Consider the following 12,797-nt stretch of genomic DNA (forward strand, 5'->3'; position numbering starts at 1 on the left):
TCTGCGGATTGGGCATGGAAACGAAAAAAAATAATAGTGAGTTTATTCCAACGTTTGAAAAATCCTTTTTACTGCCGCGCTATTGGGGCGCCTGGCTGGGGGTTTTCGCATTCGCCGGTATTGCCCTGACGCCAGCCTCGTTTCGCGACCCTATTCTGGGCAAGCTGGGCCGCTTTGTCGGTCGCCTCGCAAAGAGTTCGCGCCGCCGGGCGCAGATCAATCTGCTGTACTGTTTCCCGGAAAAGAGTGAGCAGGAACGCGAAGAAATTATTGATCAGATGTATGCGTCTGCGCCGCAGGCGATGGTGATGATGGCTGAACTGGGTCTGCGTGACCCGCAGCGAATTCTTTCCCGCGTTGACTGGCAGGGCAAAGAGATCATCGACGAGATGCAGCGCAATAACGAGAAAGTGATCTTTCTGGTACCTCATGCCTGGGGGGTCGATATTCCAGCGATGCTGATGGCTTCCGGCGGGCAAAAAATGGCGGCGATGTTCCATAATCAGGGCAACCCGGTATTTGACTACGTCTGGAACACCGTACGCCGTCGTTTTGGCGGACGAATGCATGCGCGCAATGATGGCATAAAGCCGTTTATTCAGTCGGTGCGTCAGGGCTACTGGGGGTACTACTTGCCGGATCAGGACCACGGTGCTGAGCACAGCGAGTTTGTCGATTTCTTTGCTACTTATAAAGCGACGCTACCGGCGATTGGGCGTTTAATGAAAGTGTGCCGCGCCCGCGTTGTGCCGCTGTTCCCGGTTTATGATGGCAAAACGCATCGCCTGACGGTGCTGGTGCGCCCGCCAATGGACGACCTGCTGGAGGCGGACGATAACACTATCGCCCGGCGGATGAACGAAGAAGTCGAAATTTTCGTCAAGCCCAATACCGAGCAATACACCTGGATCCTTAAGCTGTTGAAAACCCGTAAGCCGGGCGAAATTGAGCCATATAAGCGCAAAGAGCTGTATCCGAAAAAGAAGTAATCCGCGTTTACGCGTGCGGACGAAAAAAAACCTGCCGGCGAATGCTGGCAGGTTTTTTTATGGCAGAGAAAAATTACTCGACGGTCAGGATACGGGTGGTGTTGGTGGTACCGATGGTGCTCATTACATCACCCTGGGTCACGATAACCAGGTCGCCGGTGACCAGATAGCCTTTATCGCGCAGCAGATTCACTGCGTCATGGGCTGCGGCGACGCCATCACTTTCGCTGTCGAAATGAACCGGGGTCACGCCGCGGTACAGTGCCGTCAGGTTCAACGTGCGTTCATGACGAGACAGCGCAAAAATCGGCAGGCCGGAGCTGATGCGCGAGGTCATCAGTGCGGTACGGCCAGATTCGGTCATGGTGATAATGGCGGTGACGCCTTTCAGGTGGTTGGCCGCGTACATTGCTGACATCGCAATGGCTTCTTCCACATTGTCGAACTGGATGTCCAGACGGTGTTTAGAAACGTTGAGGCTAGGGATTTTTTCCGCACCGACGCAGACGCGGGCCATCGCGGCAACGGTCTCTGACGGGTACTGGCCTGCGGCGGTTTCTGCTGACAGCATTACGGCGTCGGTCCCATCCAGCACGGCGTTCGCCACGTCCATAACTTCAGCGCGGGTTGGCATCGGGTTGGTGATCATTGACTCCATCATCTGAGTCGCGGTAATGACTGAACGGTTCAACTGACGAGCGCGGCGGATCAATGCTTTCTGAATGCCGACCAGCTCCGGATCGCCAATTTCTACGCCGAGATCGCCACGGGCGACCATCACGACGTCGGATGCCAGAATCACATCATCCATTGCGTCCTGGCTGCAAACCGCTTCCGCACGCTCTACCTTGGCAACGATTTTAGCATCGCAGCCGGCATCGCGCGCCAGGCGGCGTGCGTAGTTCAGGTCTTCGCCGCAGCGCGGGAAGGAGACGGCCAGGTAATCAACGCCAATTTTTGCGGCGGTAATAATATCGGCTTTGTCTTTATCAGTCAGCGCTTCTGCTGAGAGGCCGCCGCCGAGTTTGTTGATGCCTTTGTTGTTGGACAACGGCCCCCCAACGGTGACTTCGGTGAACACTTTCAGACCCTGCACTTCAAGCACTTTCAGCTGTACGCGACCATCATCCAGCAGCAAGATATCGCCCGGAACCACATCAGCCGGCAGGCCTTTATAATCGATACCGACTTTCTCTTTGTCGCCTTCACCTTTACCCAGGTTAGCGTCAAGCAGGAATTTATCGCCGATATTGAGGAAGATTTTGCCTTCTTTGAAGGTAGATACGCGGATTTTCGGACCCTGTAGGTCTCCGAGAATCGCAACATGACGACCCAGTTTTGCCGCAATCTCACGAACCTTATCCGCACGGATTTGGTGATCTTCCGCGGTACCGTGAGAGAAGTTCATACGTACCACGTTAGCGCCAGCGGCGATAACCTTCTCAAGGTTGTTGTCGCGATCGGTTGCCGGGCCTAAGGTGGTAACGATTTTGGTTCTGCGAAGCCTTCTGGACATGTAATACTCCGTTGACTGAAACAACTTTGGTGTTGCGTGAACATGGATTCGGTAGCGCCAGCGAGCAAAGTTGCTATGCCAGAACATTACCGACGGTGTAATAGGTTACTGCTTTGTTTCTACTTTTATTGGTCATTGCTGTGTACACTGAGCTCTTTATCAAAGCGCGATTCCTTGAGCGCTTCCTTGACCCTCTTCAAGTTATCTCTGAATTTTGCGCCCCGACGCAGGGTAAAGCCGGTTGCCAGCACGTCAATCACCGTCAACTGCGCCAGCCGGGAGACCATCGGCATATAGATATCGGTATCTTCCGGGACATCCAGCGTAATGGCTAACGTTGACTCGCGAGAGAGCGGCGTGCCGGGAGAGGTAATAGCGATCACCATAGCATCGTTTTCACGGGCTAGCTGCGCTAGCTCCACCAGGCTTTTGGTCCGACCTGTGTGTGAGATAATCACCACGACGTCGTCGTCATTACAGTTCATACAACTCATGCGTTGCAGAACAATGTCGTCGGAGTAAATGACCGGTACGTTGAAGCGGAAAAATTTGTTCATCGCATCGTGGGCGACGGCGGCTGAAGAGCCGAGGCCAAAAAAGGCAATTTTTTTGGCCTGTGTTAACAGATCGACCGCACGATTGATGGCCGACATGTCGAGAGAATGGTGGACCTGATCTAAACTGGCCATTGCCGATTCAAAAATCTTCCCCGTGTAGGCCTCTACGCTGTCGTCTTCGTCGACGTTGCGGTTAACATAGAGTGTCCCGTGTGCCAGGCTTTGGGCCAGATGCAGTTTGAAATCCGGGAAACCACGGGTTTCCAGACTGCGGCAAAAACGGTTAACAGTCGGCTCACTAACGCCAGCTTCAAGGGCCAGGGCCGCGATGCTCGAATGAATGGCCTGCGCGGGGGTTGCAAGGATGACTTCCGCCACTTTGCGTTCAGATTTGCTAAGGTGTTCCAGTCGGGACTGGATTTTTTCCAGCATGTTCATTATTAACAAGGCGCTCATCAATGGAAACGATTTCATTAATGGGTGAAATCATCAGGCGTTTTAGCAAGAATATACCTCTCCGTAGTCGGAAACGGTGAGGAATGACCTTAAAAAATGTTGTTTTTTTTCATTACATGATCAGAGTCGTATTTTAGTAACTGAGAATCGGTCGAAACAACGAACAATATTAGCCGTATGCCCAAAATGTCGCCCTGTATTTTTCCCCCCTGTGCGATTTAGCCGCGGGAACCGGGGCAGAGGGTTTCGGGAAATTCGTAAACACAGTACGATGCAGTGAAAGAAAATTACAAATATAGCCTGGCACAAGCACCAGTCTATCAACTAAGGAGAATGACATGGCGGTAACGCAAACGGCCCAGGCATGCGATCTGGTCATTTTCGGCGCGAAGGGTGACCTGGCGCGACGTAAATTGCTGCCTTCCCTGTATCAGCTTGAGAAAGCTGGCCAGCTTCACCCTGACACTCGCATCATCGGTGTTGGGCGTGCCGACTGGGATAAAGACGCTTACACCAAGGTAGTACGTGAAGCGATGGAAACCTTCATGAAGGAAAAAATTGATGAAGGTTTGTGGGATACCCTGAGCGGGCGTCTGGACTTTTGTAACCTTGATGTCAACGACACCAAAGCATTTACCCGCCTGGGTAAAATGCTCGACCAGAAAGAGCGGGTCACCATCAACTACTTCGCCATGCCGCCAAGCACGTTTGGCGCGATTTGCAAAGGACTGGGCGAAGCGAAACTGAACGCCAAACCGGCGCGGGTAGTGATGGAGAAACCGCTGGGTACCTCCCTTGAAACCTCCCGCGAGATCAACGATCAAGTCGGTGAGTTTTTCGAAGAGTGCCAGGTCTACCGTATCGACCACTATCTGGGCAAAGAGACGGTACTGAATCTGTTGGCACTGCGTTTCGCCAACTCGCTGTTCGTCAATAACTGGGATAGCCGCACTATCGATCACGTCGAGATCACCGTGGCGGAAGAGGTCGGTATTGAAGGTCGCTGGGGTTACTTCGATCAGGCCGGGCAGATGCGCGATATGATCCAGAACCACCTGCTGCAAATTCTGTGCATGATTGCGATGTCGCCGCCGTCGGACCTGAGCGCTGACAGCATCCGCGATGAGAAAGTAAAAGTGCTGAAGTCTCTGCGCCGTATCGACCGCACTAATGTGCGTGAAAAAACGGTACGCGGCCAGTACTCTGCCGGTTTTGCGCAAGGCAAAAAAGTGCCGGGCTACCTTGAAGAAGAGGGCGCGAATAAAGCCAGCCATACCGAGACCTTTGTGGCTATCCGCGTGGATATCGACAACTGGCGCTGGGCGGGCGTGCCGTTCTACCTGCGTACCGGCAAGCGTCTGCCGACCAAGTGCTCTGAAGTCGTGGTTTACTTCAAAACGCCGGAACTTAACCTGTTTAAAGAAACCTGGCAGGAGCTGCCGCAGAACAAATTGACCATTCGTCTGCAGCCTGACGAAGGGGTCGATATTCAGGTACTGAACAAGGTTCCTGGGCTTGATCACAAGCACAACCTGCAGATCACCAAGCTGGATCTGAGCTACTCAGAAACCTTTAATCAAACGCATCTGGCGGATGCTTATGAGCGTTTGCTGCTGGAAACCATGCGCGGTATTCAGGCGTTGTTCGTGCGTCGTGATGAAGTGGAAGAAGCGTGGAAGTGGGTTGACTCCATTACCGAAGCCTGGGCTGCCGATCGTGATGCGCCGAAGCCTTATCAGGCGGGCACCTGGGGGCCGGTCGCCTCCGTGGCGATGATCACCCGCGATGGCCGTTCATGGAACGAGTTTGAGTAACCGACAGGCTAATCCGGTTGAGTTATTTTACCGGTAACATGATCTGACGCAGAAAGTCGCGTAGTTTTTAATCTTTTAAGCTCCGGGAGGATTCACCCCCGGAGCTTTTTTTATTACACTGCACTCAGTATTTTGCCCCTGAGCCCCGGTACTGGTGCCTTAAGCATCAAGAGACATCGTCAGAACGCTGTGGCCGGACAGATGAAATTTGAGGAGCCTTTATGAATTCTGAAATGTTACGGGTAACAAAACGCATTATCGAACGGTCACGCGACACCCGCAGCGCCTACCTCGCACGGATTAACCAGGCCAAAACCGATACCGTCCATCGTGCCCAACTGGCCTGCGGTAACCTGGCACACGGCTTCGCCGCCTGTCAGGCGGATGATAAAGCTTCGCTGAAAAGCATGCTGCGCAATAACATCGCCATCATCACCTCTTATAACGACATGCTGTCCGCCCACCAACCCTATGAATATTATCCGGATATTATCCGTAAAGCGTTGCACTCAGCTAATGCGGTTGGCCAGGTGGCGGGTGGCGTTCCGGCGATGTGCGATGGCGTGACGCAGGGGCAGGACGGGATGGAGCTGTCGCTGCTAAGCCGCGAGGTTATCGCCATGTCTGCCGCGATCGGCCTGTCGCATAATATGTTTGACGGCGCGCTGTACCTGGGGGTTTGCGACAAAATCGTCCCTGGCCTGACCATGGCAGCGCTTGCATTTGGTCATTTGCCGTCCATCTTTATTCCGTCCGGCCCGATGGCCAGCGGTCTGGCGAACAAAGAAAAAGTACGCATCCGCCAACTGTACGCGGAAGGGAAAGTCGACCGCATGGCGCTGCTGGAGTCTGAAGCCGCCTCTTACCATGCGCCAGGCACTTGCACCTTCTACGGCACCGCCAATACCAACCAGATGGTGGTTGAGTTTATGGGGATGCAATTGCCGGGATCATCATTCGTTCATCCGGATGCGCCGCTGCGTGAAGTATTAACCGCTGCTGCTGCCCGCCAGGTAACCCGCCTGACCGGTAACGGTAATGAGTGGATGCCGCTGGGCAAAATGTTTGACGAAAAAGTGGTGGTCAATGGGATTGTGGCGCTACTGGCGACCGGTGGCTCTACCAACCATACCATGCACCTGGTGGCGATGGCGCGTGCGGCGGGGATCATCATCAACTGGGATGATTTCTCTGACCTCTCAGACGTGGTACCGCTGCTGGCGCGTCTTTACCCGAACGGCCCGGCGGATATCAACCACTTCCAGGCGGCGGGTGGCGTACCGGTATTGGTACGCGAGCTGATGAAAGGTGGCCTGTTGCACGAAGACGTTAACACCGTGGCCGGTTTTGGCCTCTCTCGCTACACCATGGAACCGTGGCTGAATAATGGCGAGCTTGACTGGCGCGAAGGGGCGACCGCGCCGCTGGACGACCAGGTTATTGCCACCTTTGACAAACCGTTCTCTCGCCATGGCGGCACTAAAGTGCTGAGCGGCAATCTTGGTCGCGCGGTGATGAAAACTTCCGCTGTACCGGTAGAAAACCAGATTATTGAAGCGCCGGCGATTGTGTTTGAGAGTCAGCACGACGTGCTGCCAGCCTTTGAAGCTGGGCTGCTGGACAAAGATTGCGTGGTAGTGGTTCGTCATCAAGGGCCAAAAGCGAACGGCATGCCAGAATTACATAAACTTATGCCGCCACTTGGTGTATTATTGGACCGCCGTTTCAAAATTGCGCTGGTGACCGATGGTCGACTTTCCGGCGCATCAGGTAAAGTTCCATCAGCAATCCACGTGACGCCTGAAGCGTACGATGGTGGTCTGCTGGCGAAGGTGCGTGATGGCGATATCATCCGCGTCAATGGCCAGACCGGCGAACTTACGCTGCTGGTGGATGAGGCTGAACTGGCTGCGCGTCAGCCGCATATTCCTGACCTGAGCGGTTCGCGTGTGGGAACCGGCCGGGAAATGTTTGCTGCGCTGCGTGAGAAACTCTCCGGAGCGGAACAGGGCGCAACCTGCATCAATTTTTAAGACGATTCGATTTATAGATCTGGCGAGAGAAAATCTGATGAAAAACTGGAAAACAACTGCAGAAGCAATCCTCACCTCCGGCCCGGTTGTACCGGTAATCGTGGTGAAAAAGCTGGAACACGCTGTGCCGATGGCGAAAGCGCTGGTTGCAGGTGGCGTACGCGTACTGGAAGTGACTCTGCGTACCGACTGCGCAATGGACGCTATCCGTGCGATCGCTAAAGAAGTCCCGGAAGCGATTGTTGGTGCGGGTACCGTCACTAACGTTGAGCAACTGAAAGAAGTCACCGAAGCTGGTGCGCAGTTTGCCATCAGCCCGGGTCTGACCGAATCCCTGCTGAAAGCGGCAACCGGCGAAGGCACCATTCCGCTGATCCCGGGGATCAGCACCGTATCCGAGCTGATGCTGGGTATGCAGTATGGCCTGAAAGAGTTCAAATTCTTCCCGGCTGAAGCTAACGGCGGCGTGAAAGCGCTGCAGGCGATTGGCGGCCCGTTCGCGCACATTCGTTTCTGCCCGACTGGCGGCATTTCTCCGGCTAACTATCGCGATTATCTGGCGCTGAACAGCGTCCTGTGCATCGGTGGTTCATGGCTGGTGCCAGCGGATGCGCTGGAAGCTGGTGATTACGACCGTATTACCAAACTGGCTCGCGAAGCGGTAGAAGGCGCGAAGTAATCTTCGCGCTTTAAACTGAGGCCCGGTCTGCGCAAGCTACCGGGCTTTTATATTTTATCCTGTCACCATGACCGCCGCTGCCGCCGTTTTGGCGCGCGCAACCGCTTCATCAACGCTATCTGCTATCGCCAGCGTCACGCCCAGTCGACGAGAACCGTCAATTTCCGGCTTGCCAAACAGACGCAGTTGCAGACCTGCGCCAACCGCCGCCTGGATATTACTGAAGGTGACGTTCTGGCTACTTAACTGCGGCAGGATCACCGCCGAGGCCGCCGTGCCGTACTGGCGGATTGCGCCAATCGGCAGGCCGAGGAAGGCGCGAACGTGCAGGGCGAACTCTGATAAATCCTGCGAAATCAGCGTGACCATGCCGGTGTCGTGCGGGCGCGGTGAGACTTCGCTAAAAATTACATCATCACCGCAGACGAACAGCTCGACGCCGAACAGGCCGTGACCGCCCAGAGCCAGCACCACTTCGCGGGCTATTTCCTGCGCACGTTCCAGCGCCAAATCGCTCATCTGCTGTGGCTGCCAGGATTCACGATAGTCGCCATCTTCCTGACGATGACCGACCGGTGCGCAGAAATGTACGCCATCCACGGCGCTCACGGTCAGCAGGGTAATTTCAAAATCAAAATTCACCACGCCTTCAACGATAACGCGACCGGCTCCGGCGCGCCCGCCTTGCTGTGCATACTGCCAGGCTTCAGCCAGCTGTTCGCTGGAGCGAATAAAGCTCTGACCTTTGCCGGAAGAGCTCATCACTGGCTTGACGATGCACGGCAGGCCGATCCCTGCGACAGCTTCACGAAACGCCGCTTCGCTATCGGCAAAACGATAGGCTGAGGTCGGTAACTTCAGCTCTTCGGCAGCCAGGCGACGGATTCCTTCGCGGTTCATGGTGAGCTTCGCCGCCCGCGCGGTAGGGACGACCTTTTTCCCGGCTTGCTCCAGCGCCACCAGGGTATCGGTGGCGATAGCTTCAATTTCCGGTACGATGAAGTCAGGTTTTTCCTGTTCGATTAGCGCCTGCAAGGTTTCGCCGTGCAGCATATTGATGACATGTGAACGGTGCGCTACCTGCATCGCTGGCGCGTCCGGGTAACGGTCGACGGCGATGGTTTCAATCCCCAGGCGCTGGCATTCGATAGCCACTTCTTTACCCAGTTCGCCGGACCCTAACAGCATTACCTTTGTTGCCGCAGGGCGCAGCGCCGTGCCTAATACAGTCATAACTCTCTTCCGCAGTAAAAAACATGCGCCGCATTATAAACGAAAACGTTTGCGTCTGTCTTTATGTGTGTAATTTGAGTTCAGCGCGAAAATTTGCTATACTGTATAAAAATACAGTATAAAGAGGCTGCATCATGGCGGTTGAAATTAAATATGTGGTGATTCGCGAAGGTGAGGAAAAAATGTCTTTTGCCAGCAAAAAAGAGGCCGATGCTTACGACAAAATGCTCGATCTGGCGGAAGTGCTCAACGACTGGCTAGTTGACTGTCCGCTGACGCTTGATGAAACCCAGCGCGATAGCATGTCAATGTGGCTGGCCGAGCGCAAAGAGACCTTAAATCATATTCTGCGGTCCGGGAAACTGCCGGAAGCCGAAAGCAGCGCTGATGAACAACACGCCCAGGCGGAGATCGTCGAGGATAATGCCGACGCCGTCCCTGAAGCAGCAGCTGAAGTTCAGGCTAAACCGCGTAAAGTAAAAGCCGCCTGAGTGTGCTCTCTGCCGCCGGGTTCTCTGGCGGCAAAAATTCGGTTAAGCCCCTTTTTGAGGCTAAATTTGCGCTTCTTTAGCAGCCCATAACATTTCCTGACATCGCGTCGTTTAGGCTGGTGGTATCGCTTATCGCGCAACGAGGAAAAGTATGGCTAACTGGCTTAATCAACTGCAGTCTCTGCTGGGTCAGCAGGGGCTGTCTTCTTCATCTGACGATCAATCAAGCGGCAAAAATCTGCTGTTGCCGGGTGCGCTTGGCGGGCTGGCAGGGCTACTGGTTGCCAGCAAATCATCGCGTAAACTGTTGGCCAAATACGGCACTGGCGCGCTGCTGGTCGGCGGTGGGGCGATCGCAGGCAGCGTGTTGTGGAATAAATATCAGCAAAAAATGCGTGCAGGCTCGCCACAGGAACCGGCTTACTCACCTTCAGCCTCTGCGCCCATTCAGGCGCAATCTTCAACGCAAGTCGAGCTCGACGCCCGCAGTGAACGGCTGATTATGGCGCTGGTCTTCGCCGCCAAAAGCGACGGGCATATTGACGAACGCGAACGGGCCAGCATTGAAGAGCAGCTACGTGCAGCAAACATTGACGTGCAGGGGCGGGTATTAATCGACAGGGCGCTGTCTCAGCCTCTCGACCCTCAGCGCCTGGCGCAGGGCATCAGCAACGAGCAAGAGGCGCTCGAAGTGTATTACATCAGCTGTGCGGTCATTGATATTGACCACTTTATGGAGCGCAGCTATCTGAATGCGCTCGGCGAAGCGCTAAACCTGCCGCAGGACGTTCGCAAAGATATCGAACAGGATATTCAGGCGCAAAAACAGGCAATAGCGCCTTAAATCCTCACGTTTCGCTTGCATCGCTGGCGACTTTTGCCACCCTTATATACCTGTCATCCTTCAGCACGCTTTGGGGCATGCTGAAGGATAAATAATATAAGCCGCAGAAGACGAAGCAGATGCCACCAAAAGCAAAACGAATCCCTCATGCCATGACCTTACATGGCGATACCCGAATTGATAATTACTACTGGCTGCGTGATGACGAGCGCTCTCAGCCGGAAGTGCTTGATTATCTGCGCCAGGAAAACGAGTACGGGAAAAAAGTCATGTCTTCGCAAAGTAGTCTGCAGGACAGGGTACTGAAGGAAATTATTGATCGTATTCCACCGCGCGAAGTATCGGCACCGTACAGCAAAAATGGCTATCGTTACCGTCAGGTCTATGAGCCGGGCTGCGAATACGCTATTTATCAACGCCAGTCGGTGCTAAAAGAAGAGTGGGATGAGTGGGATGTTCTGCTCGACGGTAACAAACGGGCGGCCGGTAGCGAGTTCTATACCCTCGGCGGCTTAGGGATCTCACCGGATAACCACATCATGGCGGTCGCGGAAGATTATCTTTCACGGCGGCAATATAGCTTGCGCTTGTACTCTCTGCACAACGATAACGAATACCCAGAGGTGCTGGAAAACGTCTCGCCTGATTTTGCCTGGAGTAACGATTCACAGACCCTGTGGTATGTGCGTAAACACCCGACCACGCTGCTGCCGTATCAGGTCTGGCGCCATCGTCTTGGTACCCCAGCCAGTTCAGATATCCTGGTATATGAAGAGCAGGACGATACCTTCTACGTCAGCGTTCACAAAACCACCTCCCAACAGTTTGTGGTGATTTATCTGGCCAGCGCGACCACCAGCGAAGTACTGCTGCTGAATGCAGAGATGACCGATGCCGAGCCGATCTGTTTTCTGCCGCGTCGCAAAGATCATGAATACAGTCTCGATCACTATCAGCATGCCTTTTATCTGCGATCTAACCGTGAAGGTAAGAACTTTGGCCTTTATCGCAGCACGCTGCGCGATGAGCAACAGTGGGAAACCTTAATTCCTGCCCGCCACGAGGTGATGCTGGAAGGCTTTACCCTGTTTACCGACTGGTTGGTGGTCGAAGAACGTCAGCATGGGCTGACTAGTCTGCGGCAGATCAATCGCAAAATGCGGGAGTCACAGGGCATTGCGTTTGACGATCCGGCCTATGTGACCTGGCTCTCTTATAACCCGGAGCCAGAAACTTCCCGTCTGCGTTACGGCTACTCCTCCATGACCACGCCGGATACGCTATTTGAACTGGACATGAATACCGGCGAGCGGCGGGTACTCAAACAACAGGAAGTAAAAGGTTTTGATGCCAGCCATTACCGCAGCGAGCACCTGTGGATCAAAGCTCGTGACGGCGTTGAGGTTCCGGTGTCTCTGGTCTACCGGCATGAACATTTCCGCAAAGGAGCCAGCCCGCTGCTGGTATACGGCTATGGTTCCTATGGCGCCAGCATGGATGCGGATTTCAGCGCCAGCCGCCTGAGCCTGCTCGACCGCGGTTTTGTTTTTGCTATCGCTCATATTCGCGGCGGCGGCGAACTGGGCCAGCAGTGGTATGAAGACGGCAAGTTTCTATGCAAGAAAAATACCTTCAACGATTACCTCGACGTCTGCGATGCGCTGCTGGCGCAGGGCTACGGCGCGCCCCACTTATGCTACGGTATGGGCGGCAGCGCGGGCGGTATGCTGATGGGCGTGGCGATTAACCAGCGACCGGAACTGTTTCACGGCGTGGTCGCCCAAGTTCCTTTTGTTGATGTCGTGACGACGATGCTTGATGAGTCGATCCCGCTGACCACCGGTGAGTTTGAAGAGTGGGGTAACCCGCAGGATGCAGAGTATTACCACTATATGAAGAGCTACAGTCCTTACGACGGCATTCTGGCGCAGGCGTACCCGCACATGCTGGTGACTACGGGTTTGCATGACTCGCAGGTGCAATACTGGGAACCGGCAAAATGGGTGGCAAAACTGCGCGAGCTGAAAACCGACGACAACCTGCTGTTGCTGTGTACCGACATGGATTCCGGTCACGGTGGTAAATCCGGACGCTTTAAAAGCTACGAGGGCGTGGCGCTGGAGTTCGCGTTTCTGATTGGCCTGGCGCAGGGGACGCTGCCAGGCCGGGCACAGGCGTAGGGCTG

At 54.5% G+C, this 12,797-nt stretch carries 10 protein-coding genes; 7 read left to right on the forward strand and 3 right to left on the reverse strand.

The annotated features are described in order from the left end of the window. The first annotated feature begins 14 nt into the window (after positions 1-14). A complete protein-coding gene (gene lpxM, locus ACMYSL_RS11140; protein ID WP_142514107.1) occupies positions 15-989 on the forward strand; it encodes a lauroyl-Kdo(2)-lipid IV(A) myristoyltransferase in 975 nt (324 codons plus the stop codon). Between the two features lie 73 nt (positions 990-1,062). Here lpxM and pyk read toward each other — a convergent pair whose 3' ends face one another. Both pyk and ACMYSL_RS11150 read right to left on the reverse strand, forming a co-directional pair. Beyond that, entirely contained in the window at positions 1,063-2,505 is a 1,443-nt protein-coding gene (gene pyk, locus ACMYSL_RS11145) for a pyruvate kinase (protein ID WP_110274305.1), read from the reverse strand. Positions 2,506-2,630: 125 nt separating this feature from the next. Then, positions 2,631-3,536: a MurR/RpiR family transcriptional regulator gene (locus tag ACMYSL_RS11150; RefSeq protein ID WP_167492752.1), complete on the reverse strand. Its 906-nt coding sequence runs from the start codon at positions 3,534-3,536 to the stop codon at positions 2,631-2,633. Positions 3,537-3,856: 320 nt separating this feature from the next. On the opposite strand from ACMYSL_RS11150, the gene zwf reads away from it, so the two are divergent. From zwf to ACMYSL_RS11165, 3 genes are all read left to right on the forward strand, one after another. Further along, positions 3,857-5,332: a glucose-6-phosphate dehydrogenase gene (gene zwf / locus ACMYSL_RS11155; RefSeq protein ID WP_110274303.1), complete on the forward strand. Its 1,476-nt coding sequence runs from the start codon at positions 3,857-3,859 to the stop codon at positions 5,330-5,332. A gap of 221 nt (positions 5,333-5,553) precedes the next feature. Beyond that, a complete protein-coding gene (gene edd / locus ACMYSL_RS11160; RefSeq protein WP_434662853.1) occupies positions 5,554-7,365 on the forward strand; it encodes a phosphogluconate dehydratase in 1,812 nt (603 codons plus the stop codon). Between the two features lie 37 nt (positions 7,366-7,402). After that, on the forward strand, positions 7,403-8,044 hold the full coding sequence (locus ACMYSL_RS11165; RefSeq protein ID WP_110274301.1) for a bifunctional 4-hydroxy-2-oxoglutarate aldolase/2-dehydro-3-deoxy-phosphogluconate aldolase: 642 nt from the start codon (positions 7,403-7,405) through the stop codon (positions 8,042-8,044). 54 nt (positions 8,045-8,098) lie between these two features. Here the strand turns inward: ACMYSL_RS11165 and purT are convergent, their stop codons facing one another. Beyond that, positions 8,099-9,277, reverse strand: coding sequence for a formate-dependent phosphoribosylglycinamide formyltransferase (purT, locus tag ACMYSL_RS11170; protein WP_434662855.1), 1,179 nt, complete (start codon positions 9,275-9,277; stop codon positions 8,099-8,101). 134 nt (positions 9,278-9,411) lie between these two features. Here purT and ACMYSL_RS11175 point away from each other — a divergent pair, with 134 nt between their 5' ends. From ACMYSL_RS11175 to ptrB, 3 genes are all read left to right on the forward strand, one after another. Beyond that, positions 9,412-9,768, forward strand: coding sequence for a YebG family protein (locus tag ACMYSL_RS11175; protein WP_434662857.1), 357 nt, complete (start codon positions 9,412-9,414; stop codon positions 9,766-9,768). Positions 9,769-9,919: 151 nt separating this feature from the next. Beyond that, complete coding sequence (locus ACMYSL_RS11180) at positions 9,920-10,612, forward strand: tellurite resistance TerB family protein (RefSeq protein ID WP_434662858.1); 693 nt, start codon at positions 9,920-9,922, stop codon at positions 10,610-10,612. 119 nt (positions 10,613-10,731) lie between these two features. Continuing rightward, positions 10,732-12,792, forward strand: coding sequence for an oligopeptidase B (gene ptrB / locus ACMYSL_RS11185; protein ID WP_434662860.1), 2,061 nt, complete (start codon positions 10,732-10,734; stop codon positions 12,790-12,792). Positions 12,793-12,797: the final 5 nt, after the last annotated feature.

The sequence above is a fragment of the Klebsiella sp. MISC125 genome (assembly GCF_051131775.1).
GTDB lineage: Bacteria > Pseudomonadota > Gammaproteobacteria > Enterobacterales > Enterobacteriaceae > Klebsiella.

Coding starts and splice junctions, on each gene's coding strand:
- lpxM (WP_142514107.1), top strand. CDS start 15: ATGGAAACGAAAAAAAATAATAGTGAGTTTATTCCAACGTTTGAAAAA.
- pyk (WP_110274305.1), bottom strand. CDS start 2,505: ATGTCCAGAAGGCTTCGCAGAACCAAAATCGTTACCACCTTAGGCCCG.
- ACMYSL_RS11150 (WP_167492752.1), bottom strand. CDS start 3,536: ATGAAATCGTTTCCATTGATGAGCGCCTTGTTAATAATGAACATGCTG.
- zwf (WP_110274303.1), top strand. CDS start 3,857: ATGGCGGTAACGCAAACGGCCCAGGCATGCGATCTGGTCATTTTCGGC.
- edd (WP_434662853.1), top strand. CDS start 5,554: ATGAATTCTGAAATGTTACGGGTAACAAAACGCATTATCGAACGGTCA.
- ACMYSL_RS11165 (WP_110274301.1), top strand. CDS start 7,403: ATGAAAAACTGGAAAACAACTGCAGAAGCAATCCTCACCTCCGGCCCG.
- purT (WP_434662855.1), bottom strand. CDS start 9,277: ATGACTGTATTAGGCACGGCGCTGCGCCCTGCGGCAACAAAGGTAATG.
- ACMYSL_RS11175 (WP_434662857.1), top strand. CDS start 9,412: ATGGCGGTTGAAATTAAATATGTGGTGATTCGCGAAGGTGAGGAAAAA.
- ACMYSL_RS11180 (WP_434662858.1), top strand. CDS start 9,920: ATGGCTAACTGGCTTAATCAACTGCAGTCTCTGCTGGGTCAGCAGGGG.
- ptrB (WP_434662860.1), top strand. CDS start 10,732: ATGCCACCAAAAGCAAAACGAATCCCTCATGCCATGACCTTACATGGC.